The organism is Planktotalea sp., assembly GCF_018607995.1.
Taxonomy (GTDB): Bacteria; Pseudomonadota; Alphaproteobacteria; order Rhodobacterales; family Rhodobacteraceae; genus Planktotalea.
In genome coordinates this window covers 1-24,061 of record NZ_JABBAL010000039.1, presented here as the reverse complement: position 1 = coordinate 24,061, position 24,061 = coordinate 1, and the positions used below count along the sequence as shown (strand labels likewise).

Sequence of the window (24,061 nt, the reverse complement as noted above, 5' to 3'; positions counted from 1 at the left end):
CAAAATGGCAATGTCTGGACTAAAGAAAAAGCGCCGTATTCAGGTCGTGGCTGTGGCCGTGGTTGCACTGGCACTATCCTCCGCTTTGATCGGCTATGCGATGCGCGACGGGATCAATTTCTTTCGCGCACCAAGCCAGATTATCGCGGAACCGCCAGCGCCCAGTGAAGTGTTTCGCATTGGCGGTTTGGTCGAAGAAGACTCTATCGAGCGCGGTGTAGGCGAGGTCATTCGCTTTTCGGTGACGGATGGTGGGGCGAGCATTCCAGTGACGTTTACGGGTGTGCTGCCCGACCTGTTTGAGGAAAATCAAGGCATGGTCGGTACAGGAAGTTACATAAACGGCGTCTTTGAAGCCACTGAAATACTTGCGAAACATGACGAAACCTATATGCCCGCAGAGGTCGTCGATGCCTTGAAAGCCCAAGGCGTCTATCAAGAGCCTGAAAGCTAAGGGCATCCTTGTGTGGTCGCTGACGTAGCGCTTCATTAACCACCGTTCGCTAGATTCCCTGTCAGTTTACTTGCTAAGAGGACGGATCATGCCCATTACCCGAAATGAAGACGTGCGCGCATTGGCACATGAGATTGTGCGCCGCGGCTGCGACTTTGTGAATGATCCGCAAGATCCCGGTGGTGCAACCAATCATGGCGTGACGATCCACACGATGCGCAGGCTTGGCTTGGATCTCAACAAGGATGGCGCCATTACGTCCGCAGATGTGCGTTGTTTGACCCGTGCTCAAGCGGTTGAGGTTTTCATCACGCATGATTTTGTAGGGCCGCGCATCGCGCACCTGCCGAAGTCTTTGCAGGAAAGCGTGTTTGACATGTATGTGAACGCGGGCAGCAATGCGGTTAAGATTTTACAACGTTTAATCCGCAATTTTGGGTTTGACTGCGCGGTTAATGGGGTCATCGGCCCTTTGACCATTGCGGCCGCCGCGCGCGCGTTCGATGCGGTCCCGGATCACATGAATGATGCCTATGCGATTGAGCGTCGCAATTACGATTTCCGTCTAGCCGACAAGCGCCCCACCAGCCGCAAATACGCGCGTACTTGGCAGGGCGCAAAGGCGGCTGGATCACCTGCGCTGAGGAGTTCATGGCTGCAAAATATCGGCTCTCTCAAACACAATTTCAGCAAAGGATCGCAAAATGGGCTTGATTATCAAATTTTTGGAATGGTGTTCGGCACCGGTGGCAATCTGATCCGCGACACCGCGGAGGTTTTTATTGAAAACGCTGAAAAAGGTGCTGCACGTGAAGCGGTGATGCGAAGCGATACTTTTGCGCAGTTTGCGATCGAGTTTGTAGTCGTGCAGAGGGGCCTGTTTGATCGGCTCATGGATGCGTTGAACCGCATACCAAGGCCGGCGATGGCGCTTGGCACCTTGGTTTGTTCGTCTCCGTGATGGTGGATCCGATTTGGTTTGCTACCCGTATGCAAGGTGTCGCATTGGTGCCGGAATCCTCGTGGTGGCTGCTCGGTGCAATCGTGTCGCTCTATTTTGGCGCACGCCATCATGTGAAAACCAGCAGTTTCAAAAACAAGTCGCAGCAGCGCTCGCGCTTGCACCGACTGTGATGAATAACTTGGACGCGTAGGAGGGGATAAAACGGACGCGCGCCGTTCAGCCTGCGAAGATGGCCCCAGTTGTTCAATCTCCAAAATCTCAAAAAACGTTTCCGAACAATGCAGCACTGCAAGACTGGGCACTTCTACAGCGTTGATCCCGCGACAATGTGAACCGAGAAAGGCTGCGATTTCCATTGGCGCGCAGCATCCTGCGCACTATACTTTCTCGCATGATTACAGAGCTCGGACATTTCGCCCTTATCCTCGCATTTCTTATTGCCATTGTGCAGGCAGTTGTGCCGCTAATCGGCGCGCATAAACAATGGTATGGCTGGATGGCTGTGGCCGAACCTGCCGCCAAGATGCAGTTTCTGTTTACAGGCTTTGCCTTCGCAGCACTCACTTATGCGTTTGTGACCTCGGACTTCTCGCTTCGATTGGTATGGCTAAACTCGCACTCAGCGAAACCGATGCTTTATAAAATTAGTGGAGTCTGGGGCAATCACGAAGGTTCCATGCTGCTTTGGGTGTTGATCTTGACGCTCTTCGGGGCATGCGCTGCTTGGTTTGGCGGGAACTTGCCACCAACTTTGCGTGCGCGCGTATTGGCGGTTCAATCTGCGGTCGCCGTTGCGTTCTTCGCCTTCATCATTTTTACATCCAACCCGTTCTTGCGCCTTGCAGTACCACCGTTTGATGGCCAAGATCTCAATCCGCTCTTGCAAGATCCCGGCTTGGCCTTCCATCCACCTTTCTTATATCTCGGTTATGTGGGTCTCTCGATGGCATTCTCTTTCGCGGTTGCAGCTTTGTTGGAGGGCCGTGTTGATGCAGCATGGGCCCGTTGGGTTCGGCCTTGGACCTTGGCGGCATGGATCTTCCTGTCAATCGGCATCGGACTAGGATCTTGGTGGGCCTATTATGAGCTTGGCTGGGGTGGTTTCTGGTTCTGGGATCCGGTTGAAAACGCGTCCTTCATGCCTTGGCTATTGGCAGCCGCCTTGTTGCATTCGGCCATCGTAGTGGAAAAACGCGAAAGTCTGAAAAGTTGGACGATCTTGCTGGCAATTCTCGCCTTCGGCTTTTCATTGATTGGCACATTCATTGTGCGCTCCGGCCTTTTGACATCGGTGCATGCCTTCGCCAATGATCCAGAGCGTGGCGTGTTCATCTTGATGATCCTTGGCTTCTTCACAGGTGGCGCATTGATCCTTTTCGCGATGCGCGCTTCCGCGATGGAAGCCAAAGGCGTTTTCGGTGTCGTCAGCCGTGAAAGTGCGCTGGTTGCGAATAACGTCTTGCTCGCTGTAGCCTGCTTCGTCGTCTTCGTTGGCACTCTTTGGCCGATGTTTGCAGAGATGTTTTGGGACAGAAAACTCTCCGTCGGACCGCCGTTTTTCAACATGGCTTTCACACCTTTCATGATTTTATTGGGAGTCATCCTACCCGTTGGCTCAACGCTGGCATGGAAACGCGGTCAGATAGGCCGCGCGGCCTATCAAATGCGATTTGTCTTCGCGCTTGCGGTTGCTTTGGCCTTACTGGTCTGGGTTATGCAAACGGGCCGCTCGCTAATGGGACCGATTGGTCTGTTTCTTGGCGCATGGATCGTCTTTGGCGCGTCGCTTGATATCTGGATGCGCGCACAGCGCAAATGGGATCGCTTGCTACGTTTGCCTCGAGCGGACTGGGGCAAGGCTGTCGCGCATGGCGGACTTGGCGTGACCATGTTTGGTATCGCTGGATTGATGGCGTGGCAGGTGGAAGACATCCGTATTGCTGAAGTTGACACGCCATTCATTGTTGGTGGCTTTGAGTTGGAACTCAAAGGTGTGGATCGTGTTCAAGGGCCGAATTATATTTCGACCATGGGCCGCGTGATCCTGCGCAAAGATGGCACAGAGATCGCTGTGTTAAATCCAGAGAAACGCAACTACCCGGTCGCACAAATGCCAACGACGGAGGCTGCAATTGACTATCGTTTCTTGCGCGACGTCTATGTGGTGATCGGTGACCCGCAAGAGGGTGGTGGTTGGACGCTGCGTACGTATATCAAACCTTTGGCGAACTGGATTTGGGCGGGTGTTCTGCTGATGGCACTTGGTGGTTTCTTAAGCTTGTCTGATCGCCGTTTCCGTGTTGGTGCAGGTGCAAGCAAACGCCGCACACGCACGGTTGCAGCGGAATGAGATATCTCATTGTTGCCATTTGCATGTTGCTGGCTTTGCCTTTGGGAGCAGTGCAGCCTGACGAAGTGTTGGACGATCCTGTGCTGGAACAACGCGCGCGTGGTCTCTCCAAAGGGCTGCGTTGTTTGGTCTGTCAGAACGAGTCAATTGACGAAAGTGACGCCTCGCTTGCGCGCGATTTGCGGATTTTGCTGCGTGAGCGATTGTTGCAGGGCGACACAGATGAGCAAGCGATTACCTTTATTGTAGATCGATACGGTGAATATGTGCTGCTTCGACCCACCGTCACAGGTTCCAACTGGTTGCTTTGGGCGGCGGGTCCGCTCATGTTGTGTCTCGCGGGCGGCGTGGGGTTTGCGTATTTGCGCGGACGCGAAAAGGCGTCCGAGCAAAGCATCGACGCGCTGAGCGATGTTGAAAAATCAAGATTGGCAGAGTTGCTCAACGACGAGTGAGCGGCGCCGAAAGACAAGGAACGGGGACGATCAATGGATTATAAGACCATCACATATGTCGTGGCGGATGGGGTCGCGACGATAACATTGAATCGTCCTGAAGTTATGAACGCCCTTGATGCGCAAATGCGTGCAGAGATCACTGATGCTGTGCGCTCTGGCGGGCGTGAGGCGCGCGTTGTTGTGCTCACAGGGGCAGGGCGGGCGTTCTGCTCGGGCCAGGACCTCGGTGATCGCGCGAATGCGGCCAATATTGATCTCGAACGCACGCTGCGTGATGAATACCAACCTATGCTCGCAGCGATCACAGATTGCCCTGTGCCGACCATAAGCGCGGTAAATGGCGCGGCGGCGGGCGCGGGCGCAAATCTTGCGCTTGGGGCCGATGTGGTGATTGCATCGGAGCGCGCGTTTTTCATGCAAGCCTTCACCAAAATCGGCCTGATTCCAGATGCGGGCGGCACTTACTTTATGCCGCGCCAGATCGGTATGGCGAAAGCGATGGGGGCTGCGCTTTTTGCAGATAAGATCAGCGCAACTCAAGCAGAACGTTGGGGGATGATCTGGGAAGCGGTTCGAGACGCTGACTTCGCAGAGACATGGAAAGCCCGCGCTCAGTATCTGGCAAACGGTCCGACAGCAGCCTATGCAGAAGCCAAAACCGCCATCCGCGCGTCGTTTGAAAATTCTCTTGAAGATCAACTGACGCTCGAGGCGAAACTCCAAGGCAAATGCGGAAAAACCCGAGATTTCAAAGAAGGCGTGCTTGCCTTCCTAGACAAACGTACGGCGGAATTTGAAGGGCGCTAACTTTGCGCTTCTGATTTCTATAAATATCCGAGTGAGGTCCAGCTTGCTGAGATGAGGGCAAAGCCCTCTCTTTCTTCAAATACGAGGCTGTAAAGTGCAGGTTTCTGTTGCCAGGTACCTGCGAACCCCGCCTTAAGTCGCTAAACCTAAGGAGTTAAGTTTCAGAAGCTGAAACTGCTTACGCAGCCATCGCTACTGGAGCACGATTGTCATTTGCAATTGTACATTTTGGGCCGATACGGTGGCACCCAGCCGAAACAAAGCTAACCCCTTTAGACGTTCGTCGATCCTATTTCGACCCCCTCCGCCGTCAAATGAACGGGTGATTGGTGGAGTCGCCGGGTACCGCCCCCGGGTCCGAACCGCTTATTGCGAGCGCGTTTATGTCCATAGTTCTTGCGAACATCTTATATATAGGAAGGGCTTACAGATTTGCCAAGAGGAGATAGGCCGCGGGACCCGCTTCCAATGCGAAAAACAGGCTGGCTTTCTTTAAGGGCGGCTTGTCTGCGATAAGCGAGACAAAGCGCCCAAGTGCGGCACCGGCATAGGCAATGCCGAGCATTGCAAAGGCAATGGGTAAGCTGCTCCAAATACAAAATAGTCCCATCGCCACAAACAAGCCGCCAACAGAGGCACGCATCTCGCTAAGACCCATGGTGCTTTCACTGACCTTGAGATCAAGGGCAGACGCCGTGTAGCGCGGCGCCAGAAATCCAAACGCTCCGAAGGCGATGGTCATCAGTGCTACGATGACATTAAGCGTATCGATCATTTCAGAGCTCCCAAAGTTGTTCTGGAAAAATTTACGCCCCGATTAGGACGTCGTTTTCTTTTGTGCCATTTCCTGACCCAATTGCCGCGTGTAAAGCGCAAGCGCTTCCAGAATTTCCTCAATTCCTGCACCATCTCCTGCATCGCAAAAATCTACGATTTTTGTGTGGAGTGACACGATTTTTCCGCGCGAACGCGCCGTAAAGGTGATCATGTTCATCAAAGGTTGCATCGCCTCAACCGCCCCTGCGAGCTGGTAAGACAACACAGGATTGCCCGCCGCATCGACCAGCGCGCGGTGAAAGGCAACGTCACTCGCGCACCATCCTTCATCCGAGAGACCGGGCTGTGTTTGACGAAAAATCTCTGCGCGCATAGTTGCTAGATGATCCGCGGTGCGCCGCGTCGCGGCCAAAGGCGCGCAAGCACTTTCGAGCGCAAACCGTGCTTCGCAGGCTGTTTCAAAACTCACGGCATTCATTGACAGCAAAAGCGTCGATGTGGTGATCTGCTGGCCGTAAGCTTCTTCAAAACTCAACCGATTGACAAAGGCGCCCCCAAAAGCACCGCGCTGCGTGCGGATCAGGCTTTGCGCGGCAAGGCGCTTCAATGCTTCACGCACCGTCGCGCGGCTGACTTCGAATTGCTCGGACAGTTCCGCTTCAGATGGCAATCGCTCGTCCACGATCAGCGCGCCGCTTACAATGGCGTCGCGAATGGCTTTGGCGATCTGCGCAGACAAGTCCGCTTTGGAGGAGGGATCAATTTTCATTTGTCAGACGTTTAAATGTCTGACATTAAAAAAGCAACAGAAACCCATGTGTGATTCCACTGCTTATGATCCGATCTACCCTTTGGCTTGGCGTCTTTACAATCATCCTGCTCTCGTGGTGGATGATGTTTATGATGGCGATGAGCATGGACCTCGACCTGATTGGACGTCCCGGTGAAATGGGGCGCGTGATGGCGGCGATGGATCCTCGTATGGATATGAAAATGCCCATGGCCGAGTTTGGCCCGTTGTTTGCGATGTGGGCGATCATGATGGCCGCGATGATGTTGCCAACGATGGTACCAACCTTGCGTGCTTATGAGATGTTGATGACCTCCGCAGATGGCACGCGAGTGGGCTGGTTGGGCATTTTGTTAGGCTATATGATTGCGTGGGTCGCTTTCGCAGCGCTGATCACAGGTGTGCAACTCGCACTGCTTTTCGGCGGTGTAATTGATATGCTGGGCATTCCTAATTCAACGCTTTTCGCGGCTGCTTTGCTGATTATTGTCGGGCTGTTCCAATTCACCCGCGCGAAAGAGATATGCCACGGTGTATGTCACAGCCCGATGAACTATTTTTTAGGTCATTGGCAGACAGGCTTTGTAGGTGGTCTGAAAATGGGTCTCGGGCTTGGCGCGTTTTGTGTTGGCTGTTGTTGGGGTTTTATGGCGCTTGGATTTGTGGGGGGCGTGATGAGCCTTCTGTGGATGGGCTTGGCCACGTTTTTTATGGTAATCGAAAAATTGCCCCAGATCGGGCATTATGTCACAAAACCGATGGGAGCGATGCTGATCGCTGCCGGAGTAGGGGTTCTGCTTTGGGCCCCAATCATGGGAGGATAACACCACATGGCTATCAAAAAGAAACCCGACGCGGACCGCTTGCCGGTTAGTCAGCGCATCGACAGCCGTATGAGCAACCCTAAGCGGCGCACTACCGCGCCGACGGATTGGGCCATCAAGGGCGAGCTGTTTTTAAACTGCTCGTGTGAATTGTTCTGCCCCTGCGTCGTTTCACTTGGCGCGCACCCTCCCACAGAAGGGCACTGCAACGCGTGGATGGCGATTGCCATTGATGAGGGCCACTATGAAGGTGAAGACCTAAGCGGTCTCAACGTCGGCTTGATGGTCGAAATCCCTGGTCGTATGGCGGAAGGTGGCTGGAAAGTCGCCGCTTATGTTGATGAGCGCGCTTCTGGCAAAGCCTACAACGGCATTTTGCAAATCTTCTCTGGCGCGGCGGGGGGCACGACGGGTCTGTTCACAATGTTGGTCTCTGACATCGTCAACGCAGAGCGTGAGAAGGTCGAGATCGTGCGCGACGGTAAGAAGCGCGGGCTTTATATTGGGCGCAAGATCCAAGGCGAGATCGAGATGATCACAGGTGCAAACCCTGATCATCCGGTGATGATTTCCAACTCCAAATACTGGATGGGTCCCGATATTATCGCAGCTAAGGGCATCAAGTCTAAAGTGCGAGACTTCGGTCGTATCTGGGATTTCGGTGGCAAGTCCGCTGAGATTTGCCCGATTGATTGGGGCAGTGACAAGAAATGATCACGCCCGAGTATTGCTTGCTCATGGCGCGCTACAATCGATGGCAGAACGCTGAGCTTTTGAAGTCGATGGAAAGCATGACCGATGCCGATTTACGCGCTGATCGTGGTGCGTTTTTCGGCTCAATCTTTCGCACTGTGAACCATTTGCTTTGGGGCGATTCGCTTTGGATTTCGCGCTTTGATGGCGGTGTTGGCCCTGCACAGATGGATCTGACTAAGACAGATACGACGGACACCACGCAAACGTTGGCTGAATGGTCGACTGAGCGGTTTCGCACTGATGCACGCTTTGTGGCTTGGGCGAAGTCGGTCACCCATCTTGATCTGACGGGCGATTTGACGTGGTTTTCTGGCTCCATTCAGGCCGACATCAGCAAACCGCGCGCGATGTGCATTGTGCAGATGTTCAATCACCAGACCCATCATCGCGGCCAAGTGCATGCGATGCTCGGCGCGACGGATGCGCCAATGTACACGACTGATATTCCTTTCATGCCAACCTCTCTTTAATCGGAGTAGCCCCTTATGGCTCTGATCTCTCCTTCGCGTCGCCTGCGCCGCACGCCGTTTTCTGATGGCGTTGAAGCCGCAGGTGCCAAAGCTTACACGGTTTATAACCGCATGCTTTTGCCCACTGTTTTTCGCTCTGTTGAGGAAGACTATCACCACTTGAAGTCTGCTGTGCAGATTTGGGATGTCTCTGTTGAGCGCCAGGTTGAACTACGCGGTCCTGATGCCGCGCGCTTGATGCAAATGCTCACACCGCGCGATTTGCGTGGGATGAACGCAGGGCAGTGTTATTATGTGCCCATCGTGGATGAGACTGGCGGGATGCTGAATGACCCTGTTGCCGTGAAACTGGCAGAGGATCGTTGGTGGATTTCGATTGCGGACAGTGATTTGCTGTTGTGGGTCAAAGGGATAGCCAATGGCTATCGTTTGGACGTGTTGGTCGATGAGCCAGACGTGTCTCCGCTTGCTGTACAAGGTCCCAAAGCCGAAGAGCTGATGGCGCGGGTTTTTGGCGATGCCGTGCGGGACGTGAAGTTTTTCCGCTATGGTTGGTTTGATTTCCAAGGTCGTTCGCTCGTTGTGGCGCGCTCTGGCTATTCCAAACAGGGCGGTTTTGAGATTTATGTTGAAGGCAGCGACATTGGCATGCCTTTGTGGAACGCGTTGATGGAAGCGGGCAAGGATTTGGACGTCTATGCTGGCTGTCCCAACCTGATAGAGCGGATCGAGGGTGGTTTGTTGTCTTACGGCAACGACATGAACGACGACAACACGCCGCATGAATGTGGGCTTGGGAAGTTCTGCAACACGTCGACTGCGATTGGTTGTGTGGGGCGAGATGCGTTGTTGCGCGTGGCTATAGAGGGTCCAGTGAAACAACTGCGCCCGATTGAAATTCATGGAGATGCGGTGCCGCCTTGTGATCGTCTTTGGCCGTTGATGGATGGGGATCGCCAAGTTGGAACGGTGAGTTCAGCGGCCTATAGCCCCGATTTTGCGACCAATGTTGCGATTGGCATGGTGCGTATGACGCATTGGGATGCGGGGTCTGAATTGGATGTGTTGACGCCGAATGGAATTCAGCCGGTGACGGTTTGGGAGACGTTTTGGATTTAATGGAGGAGCGGGGGCCAGCCCCTGTACCACCGAAGTTTAACTTGAAAGAAGGAGGGTTAAGAAATGTTTAATGCACTTGTTGTGAAAAAGAACGAAGATGGCAAGACCAATGCAGCCGTGGAGCAGATCGGGCTCGATGATTTGCCTGCGGGTGATGTGACCGTGGCGGTGGAGTATTCCACGGTGAACTACAAAGACGGCTTGTGCATCGGGCCGGGTGGCGGCTTGGTGCGCAATTATCCGCATGTTCCGGGGATTGATTTTGCAGGAACCGTCGAAGCGTCAGATGATGCGCGTTATAAGGCGGGCGATAAGGTCGTTTTGACCGGCTGGCGCGTTGGTGAAGCGCATTGGGGCGGATATTCCCAAAAAGCGCGAGTCAAAGCGGATTGGCTCGTGCCATTGCCGTCCGGTTTGGATACGCGTCAAGCGATGGCTGTTGGAACGGCTGGCTTTACAGCGATGCTTGCGGTGATGGCGCTTGAGGATCATGGCATCAAAGACGGTCCTGTTTTGGTGACAGGCGCGGCTGGCGGTGTTGGATCTGTGGCCACAGCGATTTTGGCTCAGCTTGGTCATGAGGTTGCGGCCGTAACGGGGCGCCCAGAGACGGCGGACTACCTGACGTCGCTCGGTGCAACGCAGATCGTTGCGCGCGAAGAGTTGAACGAGACCGTAAAGCGTCCGCTTGAAGGCGAAGTTTGGGGTGGCTGCGTTGACGCTGTTGGCGGTGAAATGCTCGCGCGTTTGTTGGGCCAGATCAAATATGGTGGCTCTGTTGCCGCTGTAGGTCTTGCGGGCGGTGCGGGCTTGCCAGCGACGGTTATCCCGTTCTTGCTACGAGGTGTGAATCTGCTCGGTATTGATAGCGTCATGCAACCTTATGAGAACCGTTTGCGTGCATGGGAGCGGATTGCGAAAGATCTACCGATGGATAAGCTCGAGGCGATGGTGCACCCCGCTGTACTGTCTGATTTGCCAGGGCTTGGTCGCGATATTTTGAAAGGCCAAGTCAAGGGCCGTGTTGTGGTTGACGTCAACGCTTAAGGGGTACCTGCAAGCGTCGCCCTTGTGTGGTGCTTGCAGATCTTCTAAGACTGCCTGCATGACACAAAACGCACATATGAATTCGTTTTATCGCTTTGCTACATAGCAAAGGCTTCGTTTGAGTATGTGATTATAATTGAAACCGCCCTGAGAGGCGGTTTTTTTTGTGGATGCACCTCTCGAGGCTAAACGCGAGAGAACACATGACAGATTTAAGGATAAGAGACGCGCGCGCCGCGGATGCGCCAGATATTGTTGCAATAATTGAGGTCTTGTCGCTGTATCACGGCGACGTTGCGAGCATTGATTTAGAGGACGTAATCTTCCTATGTTTTGGCCCGTCGCCATAGCTTCGACTGATTGTTGCAGAACACGACCGGCGGATCGTTGGCTATGCGGCACTCCAAAAGAAAATTCAGCTACAATTCGCGCGGCGATTAATGGACCTGTAGCATTTGTTTATGACACCCCACATGCGCGGGCAGGGTGTTGGGCAGGCGTTGATCGTGCATGCAGCGAAGCATGCGAAGCTGCATCGATGCGCAGGTTTGACACTTGGTGTGATGGCGCAAAACGCGCATGCGCAGGCCTTCTATCGTACGCTTGGTTTTGAGGTGCGTGAGATGGGTGATGCTATTCAAATGATGTGCCCCTTGCCCTTGCAGAGCGGACAAGTCGCACCCTAAAGTCGCCTCAAATGAACGCTTAAGTGAGATACGCGATGACCTATGATCCAGAGAATATTTTTGCCAAGATCCTAAAGGGCGAAATCCCGAGTTTTAAGGTTTATGAGGACGATGAAACTTATTGCTTTATGGATATCATGCCGCGCTCAGATGGGCATTGCTTGGTGATCCCGAAAGCACCGTGCCGCAATATTCTGGATGCTACTGAGGCGCAATTGAACGCAACAATCGCAACAGTTCAAAAAGTGGCGCGCGCGACGAAAGTTGCGTTTGATGCAGATGGGATCACCTTGCAGCAATATTCCGAAGCAGCGGGTGGGCAGGAGGTGTTTCATCTGCATTTCCATATCCATCCGCGCCATCACGGCGTGCCAATGCGTGCGCCCGGCACCATGGGCGATATGGAGGTGATCAAAGGGCATGCTGCGGCAATTGCTGCCGCGCTTGACTAGATATGTTGGTGGGGCACTGCCCCGCCTTAGTAGGCTATGACTCCCCGAGGTGTTTGGGGTTCAAAGCAGCTAGACCTGTTTTTTTCGCACTTCGATAACTTATAGCTTTTTAAAGAAGCTGTGTTAGCGTTTTAAAATTAGCCAAAAAACAGGGATATTATAATAAAACTACCTCTCACCGATTTTCGATAAAAACCGCTGATATCGGTTTTTATGGGCGATTTAGCGTCAACGTTACTGTTGTCTCTAAAATCATCATCAGTGTTGTCCTCGCGTGGTGCATTTTCTGGTCTGTTCAAGCTGGGGCAGTGTTGAGCACTTGGAGCGCTGCTATTTTGAACAATTTTGTCGCCTGGTGCATCTGGGCCGTCGCGTTCTTTGTGATCGTTTGCCTAGGGCTTGCGATTTAGCCAACGGCTGGACGGCTTTCTGGGCCAAGTTGGCGAGAATCCTAAGTGTAGTAATTTCTCATGGTTTTCCATGATGTTTGATGCAGGTATTGGCGTTGGAATGTTGATGCGGGCTGTTGCGGAACCAATTGCGCATTTCAAGAATAACCCTGCGGTTATTCAAGGCGTCAACACGGCACTCAGCCAAGACAACGTGCGCGAGGCCTATGTTTGGTCCTTCTTGTATTGGGGGTCAGGCGCATGGGCTTGTTACGTGATTGCGGGCCTGTCGCTGGCGTTCTTTAATTATTGCCGTGGTTTGCCGCTGACTATCCGCGCTGCTTTGACATCTTTGTTTAGCAAAGCACTATCCAGTACTTTGGGATATATAGTAGCGGTTGTTGCGAAAATTTTGGGAGTTGCTCAAACACTTGTATTTGATGTGGAGCAGTTTGTCGCGGGCCTGACGCGCATTGGTTCTGTCGATCTTGCTAATTGGATTCTTCATCCTGTTTGGCGCGACCGCATTCTTCGTTGGAATTTGGGATTATTTAGTGGCGCTGCCTTGGCTGAGATTCAATGTCTATGGATCCGACGGTGTTGAGGGATCCGAAGCGTTCAAATTGGCGCAGTGGCAGGGCTGGTGGCCCTTTATTCTAATAGGCTTGGTGGATTGCCTTTGTACCTTTCGTTGGCTTGTGCCTCGCGCGTATCTTATGTGGCCGCGCGATCCATGAATTCGTTCTTGGTGCGATGATCGTACCCTCGTTGATGTGCTTTGTTTGTTTTGCCTGGGCAGGCGGCACGGCCGTTGATCTGGAACTAAATGGCGACGCCAATGGCGTGATCTTGGATGTGGCGAACGGCGATAAGAGCTGCGCGATGACCACCTTCATGCTTGAGCCGATTCGCCAATTTCTGTCCTGGGGTATGGTTATAATGAGCGTTGTCTTGTTGATGACCTTCTTGGTGATCTCTGTTGGCTCTGCGGCATTGATCGTGAACACGGTCAACGCGGCGGGTGATGAGGGTCCAAAGGCGCGTCCGCTTATCCTGTTCAGGGGTGGTGCTTTGGCGCTTGTGGTTGGCGGTTTGCTAATCTCGGGCGGCATAAGTGCGGTCCAGACCGCGAAGGCGATCGGGGCCTTGCTGTTCTCTTTGGTGATGGTTTTGATGTGAATCGCATTGATCAAAGCGATTTGTAACGACGGTCGTCGCAAAGCGGTTGACGTGCCAACGACGCATAGCGAGATCACAGGCGTGACACCTGCCGAGTAATTGCAGACTGACGTAAAGGAAAAGAGGCTCTGGCAGCTTGCGCGCCGGGTCCTTTTGCGTTTGTGTAGCCTCTGAATACACAGAGGATTTTGAAGATGACACTCGATCTGGATTTCGTGCGCGCGCAATTCCCAGCGTTCAACGAAGCGGTGTTACAAGGGCAGGCTTTCTTTGAAAATGCGGGGGGTAGTTACACATGTGCGCCGGTGATCGAGCGGCTAATGCGCTATTACACGCAGCGCAAAGTCCAGCCCTATGGTCCCTATGATGCATCGCGCCTTGCAGGGGACGAAATGGATGAGGCGCGTGTGCGTCTTGCCGAGATTATGGGTGTCGAGACGGATGAGGTGTCATTCGGTCCTTCAACCACCCAAAACACATATGTTCTGTCACAGGCGTTCGCGGGATTCTTACAAGAAGGAGAAGCAATCGTCGTCACCAATCAGGATCACGAGGCAAATTCTGGTCCGTGGCGCCGTTTGGCCGAGCGTGGAATCGAGGTGCGCGAATGGATGATCAACGCTGAAACAGGCCATCTTGATCCCAAAGATTTGGACGATCTCTTGGACGAAAAAGTACGGCTTGTGTGCTTTCCGCATTGCTCCAACGTGGTCGGTGAGATTAATCCCGTGACCGAAATCACTGCGCGCGCCCATGCGGCGGGTGCGTTTGTTTGCGTTGATGGCGTGTCCTACGCGCCGCACGGAATTGCTAATGTTGGAGAGCTTAGGCCGGATATTTATCTGTTTTCTGCCTACAAAACCTACGGCCCACATCAAGGGATCATGGTCATGCGCCGCGCGTTGGGGGAGGCCTTGCCGAACCAAGGGCACTATTTCAACGAAGGATCGCTTTATACGCGGTTCACACCTGCAGGGCCGGACCACGCTCAAATCGCAGCGAGCGCTGGGATGGCGGATTATATCGACAAGCTGGCAACGCATCACGGGATTAAGGGCGACGGCGCCGCGCGTGGCGCAGGTGTACATGACTTGATGCGCGCCCATGAGGAGGCGTTGTTGCAACCCTTGCTCGACTACGTGACGGCGAAAAATTCGGTGCGTTTGATTGGACCAAGCGATGCGGCGACACGCGCGCCAACAGTTGCGCTGGCCTCGCAACGCAAAGCGGAAGATCTGGCTACGCGATTGGCTGAGCACGGTGTTATGGCGGGCGGTGGCGATTTCTACGCAATCCGTGCGCTGGAAGGCATGGGCGTTGATATGGACAAAGGCGTTCTGCGCCTTAGCTTTACCCACTACACGTCTAAGGGCGAAATGGATCAGCTTTTGAACGCGCTGGACGAAGTTCTTTGATCTCCTCTGCAGCCGAAGTTGTGTATTGGTAAGAAGTTAGCGGATTTTTGGGGCATAGAGTGAACAAGGAAAAACCAATCATTGTTTGGTTCAGGCGCGACTTGCGTGTTTCTGATCATCCAGCCTTGTCCGCAGCCTGCGCGGCTGGAGTGCCTGTTATCGCTGTTTTCATCAAGGACGATGTTGTTGACGGGCTCGGCGCGGCACCGAAATGGCGTTTGGGCAAAGCCTTGGAAGTTTTCACGCAAATGCTTGCGGAGCTCAATATTACTTTGATCTTGCGCGAAGGTCCTGCGGGCGATGTTTTGGCCGCCTTGATTACCGAGACTGACGCGCAAGGCGTATATTGGTCGCGCCTTTATGATCCTGCCTGCGTCACACGAGACACGGCGATCAAGGCGGACCTACGCAGCAAAGGTCTTGAAGCACGTAGTTTTGGTGGCCATCTGATGTTTGAGCCATGGACCGTCGAAACCAAAACGGGCGGCATGTATAAGGTCTATACGCCTTTCTGGCGCTCTGTGAAGGATCGCGATGTCGATGCTCCATTGGCGGTACCGACGTCGGTGCAGCCTTACGAGAGAAGTTTGGAAAGCGTTGATCAAAGCGATTGGGCCTTGGGTGCTGCTATGCGACGCGGGGGTGAAATTGTCGCCCGTCACGGGCAAGTTGGGGAAGCGGCGGCGCAGGGACGTCTCGCTGAATTCATCGAAAACGACGTTGCGGATTATGTGGAGCGTCGCGATATTCCCTCGACACGGGGCACGTCTGGACTCAGCGAAAACCTAGCGCTTGGTGAAATATCCCCGCATCAATGCTGGTACGCAGGCATGCGCGCGCTTCATGAGGGCAAGGATGACGCTGAGGTGTTCTTGAAAGAGCTGGTTTGGCGCGAATTTGCCTACCACCTTATGCATCACACGCCGCATATTCTCGACAGTAATTGGAAGCCCGATTGGGACAAGTTCGCGTGGAATGAGGACGCGGATCATCCTGAGGTAATCGCGTGGAAACAGGGGCGCACGGGGATTGAATTCGTCGATGCCGCAATGCGCGAAATGTATGTTACCGGTAAAATGCACAATCGAGGCCGCATGATTGTGGCCTCCTATTTGACCAAACATCTGCTGACCCATTGGAAGATTGGCCAAGCGTGGTTCGATGAGTGTCTGACCGATTGGGACCCCGCAAGCAACGCGATGGGCTGGCAATGGGCTGCGGGTTCTGGCCCTGATGCATCGCCTTATTTTCGCGTGTTCAATCCGGTCACGCAGCTTGATAAGTTCGATCGTGAACGCGGTTATGCCCGAGCGTGGATAGCAGAGGGGCAGGGTAATCCGCCGGACACCGCTACAAGTTATTTCGAAGCAATCCCCAAAAGCTGGGGCTTGCAGAGCACGGACATCTATCCACAGCCCATTGTGGAGGCGGCGACAGGGCGTCAACGTGCTCTTGACGCCTATCAAGGGCGCGGGTTTTGAGAGTATACACAACAACAAGGTGGCTAAGAGCGTGCAAGCCCTGCCAATTTCACCAGTTTGGGGGGTGATATGATCCATACAACAACAGACGGCCAAAAAGGCCTGCCGCGATATTTCGCGCAAGTGTTTGCGATGTCTAGCAACATGAACAATGGGCGTGTGGACTTTCATCTGCCCGATGGTCGTGTTTTTCGAGCAAACGGCAAAAAGCTGGGTCCGGTGGCGGAATTACATGTCAAAAATCCAGATCTTTTCGCGCGTTTGATCCGCGAAGGGGATCTTGGATTTTGTGATGCTTACCTTGATGATTGGTGGTCTACACCCGATTTGCAGGCGTTCATGGACCTCGTTCACATGGACAATGAAGGCGTTTATGACGGCTTCCCGGGCATGAGTTTGGTGCGCGTGATGGAGAAGTTTCGCTTCTGGCTTCAGCGCAATCACAAAGAGCAAGCGCGCAAGAATATTTCGTATCATTATGATCTTGGGAACGAGTTTTATGGGCTTTGGCTCGATAACACGATGACCTACTCTTCGGCGATATTCGAGACTGGACAAGAGAACACAGAAAATGCGCAGATCGCGAAGTACGCATCAATGATCGACGAAATGGGTGCCAAAGAGGGCGACCATGTTCTTGAGATTGGCTGCGGTTGGGGTGGCTTTGCGGAATACGCTGCGAAAGAGCGCGGCATCCGTGTTACAGGCCTGACGATCAGTGAGGAACAGTTTAAGTACGCCAAAGAACGTATTGAAAAAGAAGGAATTTCTGATCTTGTTGATTTTAAGTTGCAAGACTACCGCGATGAGACCGGCACCTATGATGGCATCGCCTCCATCGAAATGTTTGAGGCCGTTGGTGAAAAATACTGGCCTGTTTACTTCGAGACAGTGCGTGATCGATTGAAACCGGGTGCGCAGGCGACCTTGCAAATCATCACCGTCGCCGATCGACGTTGGGATGTGTATAAACGCGGCGTTGATTTCATTCAGAAGTATATCTTTCCCGGTGGCATGCTCCCCAGTCCGAAAGCGCTGATTGCTGAGGTCAATAAAGCCGGTTTGGACGTTGTGAAATCCAAGGAATTTGGTGAGAGCTATTCGATCACCCTGCGCCGCTGGTTTGAGACGTTTAACGGCAAATGGGACAGCGTCGCGGCAATGGGATTTGATGATCGCTTTCGCAGAATGTGGAACTTTTATCTCACCTCTTGCGCATCGACCTTCCAAAGTGGAAACTGTGATGTAACACAGATCACCATTCGCAAACCCACTTAAGCTTGAAAGCTTGCTCCCATGCCAATAGCCGCCCGTTTCATTGCCGCCCGATGTCTCGCCGTGCTGGCGTGGGTCTTGAGCGAGCATATCAAACCGTTGTTTGATGAGAATAAAGCGTTTGGAAATTTCAACTTTATCAGTCTCACGATAGCAGTTGTGATCGGCTGGCAAGTGATCGACTCGCGCGCGGGCGGGACCTTAGTGCGGCAATCAATAATGGGCTGAAGGGTGGGATCGTTCTGGTTTTTTAATGCTTACTTGCGCATTCAACGATCCGTATGATCGAAATATCAATGTGGGGACGTTGTGATGGTGCGTTTGAAGCCTTTGCCGCGATCTTTGAAATAATGGTTGAGAACGGGATTTTGATTGGGCCGCCGTTGATTTTTGGCACGCTCGTGATCGGCTCGATTACATCTGGCGTTATTGCCGAAATGACGGATAAACGCGGCTTATGAGCACGACGCTCTTCTTTTACGGAAGCCTATGTCACATTCCGTTGTTGGAAGTGGTGCTGGGTCGTGTGCAGGGACGCATCGATATTCGTCCAGCGCATTTGAATGATCATTTGGTGAGTTGGGTGAAGGATGAGCCTTTCCCGATGATTGCAGAAAAGACAAGGTACCAAGCGCAGGGTATCTTGGTGCAGTACCTCAGCGATGAAGACGTTGCGCGTTTGCGGTTCTATGAAGGTGGTTTCGACTATGATTTGAAAACTGTCTCCGTGATCTGCAATGGAGACGCCATCTCTGCGGAGGTTTTTTTTCCAGAGGCGTGTCTTTGGAGTGCTGGTGCAGAGTGGAATTTGCAGGATTGGATCACTCAGTGGGGAGCGGTTAGTCTGAGCGCCGCTGGCGAAGTGATGGAACATTACGGCGTGAAGTCTGGGCAAGAGATTGCACATCTTTTGCCTTTCTTTCGCGCGCGCGGGTGGGCAAAAGTGCTGGCAAAAACCTCGATGGATTTGGAGCTGCGCTGCGAAACTCAACGCGGTGCGGTAACATTGGAGCCTCGGTCCGATGGCTACGCCGGCTTTTTTCGCCTTGAGTCGTTCAATATAAGTCACCCGCGCTTTGATGGCACACAGAGCGAGGCTTTGGATCGTGTGGCTTTTGTAGGCTATGATGCCGCGTTGATTTTGCCCTATGATCCTAAGCGCGATCTGGTGTTGTTGATCGAGCAGTTGCGCTACGGGCCTGTTTTGCGGGGTGATCCGCAGCCTTGGGTGTTGGAACCTGTCGCGGGCTTGGTGGATGCAGGCGAAGCCCCGATGGAGGCGGCGCGGCGCGAAGCCTTCGAAGAGGCGGGTCTTGATTTGCAAGACATCCGTCCGATGATGAATGTCTATCCAAGTCCGGGCTATTCAACCGAGTTTTTCCATTGTTTCCTTGCTGTATGTGATTTGGATGTGGGGCTTGAAAAGGTGCATGAATCGCAAAGCGAAAGTGAAGATATTCGCAAGCATGTAGTCTCGTTTGATCGGGCGATGGAGCTGTTGGACAGCGGTGAAATTAACCTTGGTCCCTTAATCATGATGTTGCTTTGGCTCGGGCGTCACCGTGACAAGATCAGATCATTGGTATGATCTGATCCGGTGGGTGCCAGCCACCACATACCCCTAAGTGCTTAAGACCGAAGTAAACGAGCGCGCGCATGTGCTTGAGTTCACAGCGACACGGGCATAGGTAGGGTGAGCACTAGGGAGAGATCGACATGATCGTTGCGCAGGATCTGGCTCAGGCCATTGGAAATACACCACTTATCAAGCTGAAAGCCGCTTCTGAAGAAACTGGCTGTGATATTTTGGGCAAGGCTGAGTTCATGAACCCCGGTCAGTCTGTCAAAGACCGCGCGGCGCTGTCGATCATCCAACACGCAATTGCCTGTGGCGAGCTAAAGCCAGGCGGCACTATTGTCGAAGGAACAGCAGGAAACACTGGCATTGGGCTTGCTCTTGTTGGGGCGTCCATGGGGTTCAAAACGGTTATCGTAATCCCTGAGACGCAAAGCCAAGAAAAGAAGGATATGTTGCGTCTTGCGGGGGCTGAACTTGTGCAGGTGCCTGCCGCGCCTTATCGCAATCCCAACAACTTTGTGCGCTATTCTGAGCGGCTTGCCAATGAGCTGGCGCGCACCATGAATGAGGGTGTGATCTGGGCCAACCAATTTGACAACGTCGCTAATCGCCAAGCCCATATCGACAGCACTGGCCCTGAAATTTGGGTACAAACCGATGGCAAGGTTGACGGGTTCATCTGCGCTGTCGGCTCTGGTGGCACGCTGGCGGGTGTAGGCATGTCGCTTCAGCCTAAGGGTGTGAAGATTGGTTTGGCGGATCCTGATGGTGCGGCGCTTTACAATTATTACACTAATGGTGAGTTGGTGACGAGCGAAGGTGGCTCCATCGCAGAAGGCATCGGGCAGGTACGAATTACCAAGAACCTTGAAGGCTTCACGCCCGACATGTCCTACAACATTTCGGATAAAGAAGCGCTGCCACATGTGTTTGAGATGTTGGAAAGCGAAGGTCTTTGCCTCGGTGCCTCCTCCGGCGTCAATGTCGCCGGTGCGATCCGCATGGCGAAAGATATGGGGCCGGGGCATACCATTGTGACGATCCTGTGTGATTTTGGAACGCGCTATCAGTCCAAACTGTTCACCCCTGATTTTTTGCGCGAAAAAGACCTCCCTGTTCCAGAATGGCTCGATAAAGCGCCGGCTGACATCCCCGCGGTTTTTGAGGAGGTCTGATGTCACTGTCACAGGCTTTGCGTGCGTTTTGCGTGGCGCTATGTCTTGTGTTGCCTGCGCTGGGTTCTGCTCAGACGGAAACTCCGGATTATACGGCTTGGCAAAACGTGGCGCAGCGCGCGGAAATTGCAGTTGAAAATGGTCGGGCGTCGACAAATGCGCTTGAAGCCTTGCGCGCGCAAATTGTTGATTGGCGTGAACAATTTTTGGAAGCCCAAACCGCCAATGAAGCACGCATCAAAACGTTAACGTCTCAGATTACCAGCCTCGGAACACCCGCCGAAGGCGTCGAAGAAGCGCCAGATATTGCTGAGCGGCGTGCGGAATTGACGGAGCAGCTTCAGAGGTTGCGCACACCTGTTGTTTCTGCGGAAGAGGCCTATAGCCGTGCTGACGGTGTCATCAAAGAGATCGACACGATCATTCGAGAACGCCAGACCGACGCCCTGCTAAGCGGCGGGCCGAGCCCGTTGAACCCAACGCATTGGGGGCCAGCCCTTGAGGCATTGCGCAAATCGGGCGCTGCAATCGGGCATGAGGTTGCGAGCGCTTTTAATTCCGAAGCTCAGCGCAAAAGCGCAGGACAGGCTTTGCCGGAAGTGATCATTCTGGCTTTGATTGGTTTGGTATTGGTCACGCGCGGGCGCCGCTGGTCCGTGTTGATTGTCAACGTCTTGCGCCGATACTCCGCGCGCGGGCAGGGCGTCTGGAAATTCATCGCGTCGCTGTTGCAGATATTCTTGCCATTCATTGGGCTGATTGCACTGGTCGAAGCCGCAATTGAATCAGGGATGTTGGGCCTGCGCGGGACACTCTTGTTGGACAATGTGCCGTGGTACGGGCTGATCCTTTTAAGTTTTTGGTGGCTCGCGGGGCATTTATTCCCGCGCAATGATGACGATATGATGCTACCTGTTGAGGCGATCCATGCCGCAAAAGCACGTTGGTTCATCACGACGGGGGCCTTCATTCTGATTGCCGCTTTGGCGCTGAATGTTTTGGCGAGCTACGACAATTGGAGTGCGGCCACACGTGCGGTCATTGGATTTCCGGTTCTGATTGTGACCGGCATCGTGCTTTATCAATTGGGTCGCATCTTGCGTATCGGCTTGATTGACACCAGCGAAGACGACGAAAGCAGCATGTACCGTTTACGCATCTCCAAGCTTTTGGGGCGCGCTGCGATAATCGTTGCGTTCTTCGGCCCGCTAATTGCAGCACTGGGCTATGGTAATGGAGCGGCGCGACTGATGTTCGCCTCTGTGGCGACAATGGCTTTGTTCGGGTTGGTTCTGGTACTCCAGCACTTTGTCAGTGACCTTTACGCGTTGATTATGCGCCGCGAAAAAAGCGATGAAGAATCCTTGGTATCGGTGCTTTTAGGCTTTGTGCTTGTGGTCGCAGCGATTCCTTTGCTTGCGCTGATTTGGGGCGCGCGCGCGGCTGATATCACCGAAGTTTGGACGCGGTTCCAAGAAGGCTTTGCGATTGGCGACAGCCGCATTTCACCGGTAGATTTTATAACATTCGCGGTGATCTTCAGCGTCGGCTATATGGCAACGCGTCTGTTGCAGGGGGCGATGCGCACATCGATCCTGCCGCGCACTAAGCTTGATACAGGCGGGCGCAACGCGATTGTGTCAGGTATCGGCTACGTTGGTATTTTCCTTGCAGCAGTCATTTCTATCAGTCAGGCGGGGATTGATCTGAGCAATATTGCGTTGGTCGCAGGCGCACTTTCGGTTGGGATCGGTTTTGGCCTTCAAAATATTGTCTCCAACTTCGTCTCCGGAATCATCTTGTTGATCGAGCGGCCCATCGCGGAAGGCGACTGGATCGAAGTTGGCGGTAAAATGGGCTATGTGCGCGGCATTTCCGTGCGCTCGACACGGATCGAAACTTTTGATCGTACGGACGTTATTGTTCCGAACGCTGATCTTGTCTCGGGCATGGTGACTAACTGGACACGCGGCAAGACTGTTGGCCGTGTGATCGTTCCCGTTGGCGTGGCCTATGGCAATGATACCCGCAAGGTCGAGAGTATTTTGCTGAGCATCGCACGCGAGCACTCGATGGTCTTGCTCAATCCGGCTCCGTCGATTGTGTTTCAGGGTTTTGGTGCGGACTCGCTTGATTTTGAAATCCGCGCGATCTTACGGGACGTCAATTTTGTGCTGAGCGTGAAATCAGACATGAACCACGAAATTGCGCGCCGCTTTATGGAGGAAGGGATCGAAATTCCGTTCGCACAGCGCGATATCTGGATCCGCAATCCCGAAGCGTTGACACCCTGTGATCAAACTGTTGAAAATTCATCGCAAGTTAGACAAGAGACAGACCCCGAGGAAAGATAACCATGACCAAACCCGTGTTTCTGGATGACGCTTACCTGCGTGACGGGGAGGCATTGGTCGTAGGACATACCCCTGAGGGGGGCGTTATTTTGGATCAGTCCATTTTTTATGCGACAGGTGGCGGTCAACCGGGTGATAGCGGGATGATGATGTGGAATGGTAATCATTTGCCCATTGCCACCTGTGTCAAAGTCAAAGGGCGTGAAGATACGCAATTGGCACTGGTGCTTGCTGAACCCGCGCAGCTTCCGCCTGTGGGCACGCAGGTGTCACTTTCGCTAGATTGGGAACGACGTCATTCGCACATGCGGGTGCACACGGCGCTGCATTTGTTGTCAGTCGTGATCTCTTTGCCTGTGTCTGGCGGCTCAATTTCTGTTGGCAAAGGGCGTCTAGATTTCGATATGCCCGAAGCGCCCGAAGACAAAGACGCCCTTGAAGCGTCACTAAATGGGTTGATTGAGCTGGACTATGTTGTTTCTGAGGGCTGGATTTCCGAAGAGGAATTGCGCGCTAACCCGACCTTGGTGAAAACCATGTCCGTTCAACCCCCGATGGGAAGCGGGCGTGTGCGCTTGGTGCGCATCGGTGATGACACGCGCCAAATTGATTTACAGCCGTGCGGTGGCACCCATGTAGCGCGCACGTCAGAGATCGGGCGTGTGCGGTTGGGAAAGGTCGAGAAAAAGGGCAAACTTAATCGCCGCGTTTATTTACATTTGGATGATTGATGAGACGTCGCCGACACAAAACTAACTTTTCACAATCGTGGCGGTTATCACGGGCGAGCTGTCGTTGACGCTTTTGTTTATTCCAGGATTGGTGTTTTGGCTTTTTTGCATGGCGCATGAACAGGCCTGTGCGATCATGTTGCGGCGTGTGGCGATATTGTTCGCGGGGCTTTGCTTTTTGGCGCGTGCGCGATGTGCAACGCTTGCCCACTTTGAAAGCTATGTTTCAAGCATTCGCAGTCGCGATGGCGGGTCTTGCGATGGTTGGCGCTGGTAAATTTCTGCGCGATGAGGTTGGCGTCGGGATTGCGCTGGAAATTAACGTAGAAGTGTTTTTCGAGCTGGCATTCCTGAGCCCCGCGAAGAAAGAGAGCTTACGTATTAAGAGCCGAAAGTCAAAGACAAGCGATCTTAGTGAAACCGAGGTGTTTTTTGCACTTGCACATGGTCTGCGCTTAACGCTAAACCCCGCTCCACGGACAGGTGGCCGAGTGGTCGAAGGCGCACGCCTGGAAAGTGTGTAGGCGGG

At 53.4% G+C, this 24,061-nt stretch carries 27 protein-coding genes, 1 other RNA gene and 1 pseudogene; 26 read left to right on the top strand and 3 right to left on the bottom strand.

All coding sequences use genetic code 11. From position 1 onward, the window contains the following. Window positions 1-10: 10 nt before the first annotated feature. The 6 genes and pseudogenes from ccmE to QZ280_RS15755 all read left to right on the top strand — a co-directional run bounded on the left by ccmE (window position 11) and on the right by QZ280_RS15755 (window position 5,033). Window positions 11-454, top strand: a complete 444-nt coding sequence (ccmE, locus tag QZ280_RS15780) for a cytochrome c maturation protein CcmE (RefSeq protein ID WP_293446169.1) — start codon at window positions 11-13, stop codon at window positions 452-454. Between the two features lie 88 nt (window positions 455-542). After that, window positions 543-1,168: pseudogene (locus tag QZ280_RS15775) on the top strand (holin-associated N-acetylmuramidase). 246 nt (window positions 1,169-1,414) lie between these two features. Continuing rightward, entirely contained in the window at window positions 1,415-1,588 is a 174-nt protein-coding gene (locus tag QZ280_RS15770; protein ID WP_365734896.1) for a 3TM-type holin, read from the top strand. 221 nt (window positions 1,589-1,809) lie between these two features. Continuing rightward, on the top strand, window positions 1,810-3,768 hold the full coding sequence (locus QZ280_RS15765; protein ID WP_293446165.1) for a heme lyase CcmF/NrfE family subunit: 1,959 nt from the start codon (window positions 1,810-1,812) through the stop codon (window positions 3,766-3,768). Beyond that, a complete protein-coding gene (locus tag QZ280_RS15760) occupies window positions 3,765-4,223 on the top strand; it encodes a cytochrome c-type biogenesis protein (RefSeq protein WP_293446062.1) in 459 nt (152 codons plus the stop codon). The genes QZ280_RS15765 and QZ280_RS15760 overlap by 4 nt, the downstream gene beginning before the upstream one ends. Window positions 4,224-4,256: 33 nt before the next feature. Beyond that, window positions 4,257-5,033 carry an enoyl-CoA hydratase-related protein gene (locus QZ280_RS15755; RefSeq protein WP_293446059.1) on the top strand — a complete coding sequence of 259 codons (777 nt, stop codon included), beginning with the start codon at window positions 4,257-4,259 and terminating at the stop codon, window positions 5,031-5,033. Window positions 5,034-5,126: 93 nt separating this feature from the next. Here QZ280_RS15755 and ssrA read toward each other — a convergent pair. From ssrA to QZ280_RS15740, 3 genes are all read right to left on the bottom strand, one after another. Continuing rightward, window positions 5,127-5,476, bottom strand: a transfer-messenger RNA (tmRNA) gene (gene ssrA / locus QZ280_RS15750). Further along, window positions 5,458-5,808: a DUF4345 family protein gene (locus tag QZ280_RS15745; protein ID WP_293446056.1), complete on the bottom strand. Its 351-nt coding sequence runs from the start codon at window positions 5,806-5,808 to the stop codon at window positions 5,458-5,460. The genes ssrA and QZ280_RS15745 overlap by 19 nt, the downstream gene beginning before the upstream one ends. Window positions 5,809-5,850: 42 nt before the next feature. Further along, window positions 5,851-6,579, bottom strand: a complete 729-nt coding sequence (locus tag QZ280_RS15740; protein WP_293446054.1) for a FadR/GntR family transcriptional regulator — start codon at window positions 6,577-6,579, stop codon at window positions 5,851-5,853. Window positions 6,580-6,644: 65 nt separating this feature from the next. On the opposite strand from QZ280_RS15740, the gene QZ280_RS15735 reads away from it, so the two are divergent. From QZ280_RS15735 to QZ280_RS15650, 20 genes are all read left to right on the top strand, one after another. Further along, window positions 6,645-7,424, top strand: a complete 780-nt coding sequence (locus QZ280_RS15735) for a DUF2182 domain-containing protein (protein WP_293446052.1) — start codon at window positions 6,645-6,647, stop codon at window positions 7,422-7,424. Between the two features lie 6 nt (window positions 7,425-7,430). Beyond that, window positions 7,431-8,138, top strand: coding sequence for a DUF1326 domain-containing protein (locus QZ280_RS15730; RefSeq protein ID WP_293446050.1), 708 nt, complete (start codon window positions 7,431-7,433; stop codon window positions 8,136-8,138). Further along, window positions 8,135-8,650: a DinB family protein gene (locus QZ280_RS15725; RefSeq protein ID WP_293446048.1), complete on the top strand. Its 516-nt coding sequence runs from the start codon at window positions 8,135-8,137 to the stop codon at window positions 8,648-8,650. Before QZ280_RS15730 ends, QZ280_RS15725 begins: the two co-directional genes overlap by 4 nt. A 15-nt stretch (window positions 8,651-8,665) precedes the next feature. Continuing rightward, on the top strand, window positions 8,666-9,769 hold the full coding sequence (locus QZ280_RS15720; RefSeq protein WP_293446045.1) for a dimethylsulfoniopropionate demethylase: 1,104 nt from the start codon (window positions 8,666-8,668) through the stop codon (window positions 9,767-9,769). 63 nt (window positions 9,770-9,832) lie between these two features. After that, window positions 9,833-10,816 carry an acryloyl-CoA reductase gene (gene acuI / locus QZ280_RS15715; RefSeq protein WP_293446042.1) on the top strand — a complete coding sequence of 328 codons (984 nt, stop codon included), beginning with the start codon at window positions 9,833-9,835 and terminating at the stop codon, window positions 10,814-10,816. 203 nt (window positions 10,817-11,019) lie between these two features. Then, on the top strand, window positions 11,020-11,166 hold the full coding sequence (locus QZ280_RS15710) for a hypothetical protein (RefSeq protein ID WP_293446040.1): 147 nt from the start codon (window positions 11,020-11,022) through the stop codon (window positions 11,164-11,166). Window positions 11,167-11,277: 111 nt separating this feature from the next. Then, complete coding sequence (locus QZ280_RS15705; RefSeq protein ID WP_293446039.1) at window positions 11,278-11,502, top strand: GNAT family N-acetyltransferase; 225 nt, start codon at window positions 11,278-11,280, stop codon at window positions 11,500-11,502. A 35-nt stretch (window positions 11,503-11,537) separates the two neighbouring features. Then, window positions 11,538-11,954, top strand: coding sequence for an HIT family protein (locus tag QZ280_RS15700; RefSeq protein ID WP_293446037.1), 417 nt, complete (start codon window positions 11,538-11,540; stop codon window positions 11,952-11,954). Between the two features lie 483 nt (window positions 11,955-12,437). Continuing rightward, entirely contained in the window at window positions 12,438-12,947 is a 510-nt protein-coding gene (locus tag QZ280_RS16550) for a BCCT family transporter (protein ID WP_365734880.1), read from the top strand. Window positions 12,948-13,039: 92 nt separating this feature from the next. Next, the gene (locus QZ280_RS16545) at window positions 13,040-13,522 is read left to right on the top strand and encodes a BCCT family transporter (protein WP_365734879.1); all 483 of its coding nucleotides are present in this window, start codon (window positions 13,040-13,042) and stop codon (window positions 13,520-13,522) included. Window positions 13,523-13,716: 194 nt separating this feature from the next. After that, the gene (locus tag QZ280_RS15690; RefSeq protein ID WP_293446035.1) at window positions 13,717-14,937 is read left to right on the top strand and encodes an aminotransferase class V-fold PLP-dependent enzyme; all 1,221 of its coding nucleotides are present in this window, start codon (window positions 13,717-13,719) and stop codon (window positions 14,935-14,937) included. Window positions 14,938-14,996: 59 nt separating this feature from the next. Further along, window positions 14,997-16,418, top strand: coding sequence for a deoxyribodipyrimidine photo-lyase (locus QZ280_RS15685; protein WP_293446032.1), 1,422 nt, complete (start codon window positions 14,997-14,999; stop codon window positions 16,416-16,418). Between the two features lie 69 nt (window positions 16,419-16,487). Next, on the top strand, window positions 16,488-17,696 hold the full coding sequence (locus QZ280_RS15680) for a cyclopropane-fatty-acyl-phospholipid synthase family protein (RefSeq protein ID WP_293446031.1): 1,209 nt from the start codon (window positions 16,488-16,490) through the stop codon (window positions 17,694-17,696). An 18-nt stretch (window positions 17,697-17,714) separates the two neighbouring features. Next, window positions 17,715-17,921, top strand: a complete 207-nt coding sequence (locus QZ280_RS16540; RefSeq protein WP_365734876.1) for a TrgA family protein — start codon at window positions 17,715-17,717, stop codon at window positions 17,919-17,921. A gap of 68 nt (window positions 17,922-17,989) precedes the next feature. After that, window positions 17,990-18,154, top strand: coding sequence for a hypothetical protein (locus QZ280_RS15675; protein ID WP_293446029.1), 165 nt, complete (start codon window positions 17,990-17,992; stop codon window positions 18,152-18,154). After that, entirely contained in the window at window positions 18,151-19,281 is a 1,131-nt protein-coding gene (locus tag QZ280_RS15670; RefSeq protein WP_293446027.1) for an NUDIX domain-containing protein, read from the top strand. Before QZ280_RS15675 ends, QZ280_RS15670 begins: the two co-directional genes overlap by 4 nt. 128 nt (window positions 19,282-19,409) lie before the next feature. Continuing rightward, on the top strand, window positions 19,410-20,447 hold the full coding sequence (locus tag QZ280_RS15665; protein ID WP_293446024.1) for a cysteine synthase A: 1,038 nt from the start codon (window positions 19,410-19,412) through the stop codon (window positions 20,445-20,447). Beyond that, the gene (locus QZ280_RS15660) at window positions 20,447-22,801 is read left to right on the top strand and encodes a DUF3772 domain-containing protein (protein WP_293446022.1); all 2,355 of its coding nucleotides are present in this window, start codon (window positions 20,447-20,449) and stop codon (window positions 22,799-22,801) included. Before QZ280_RS15665 ends, QZ280_RS15660 begins: the two co-directional genes overlap by 1 nt. A 2-nt stretch (window positions 22,802-22,803) precedes the next feature. Then, entirely contained in the window at window positions 22,804-23,532 is a 729-nt protein-coding gene (locus tag QZ280_RS15655; RefSeq protein WP_293446019.1) for an alanyl-tRNA editing protein, read from the top strand. 194 nt (window positions 23,533-23,726) lie between these two features. Further along, the gene (locus QZ280_RS15650) at window positions 23,727-24,056 is read left to right on the top strand and encodes a hypothetical protein (protein WP_293446016.1); all 330 of its coding nucleotides are present in this window, start codon (window positions 23,727-23,729) and stop codon (window positions 24,054-24,056) included. The last annotated feature ends 5 nt before the right edge of the window (window positions 24,057-24,061 follow it).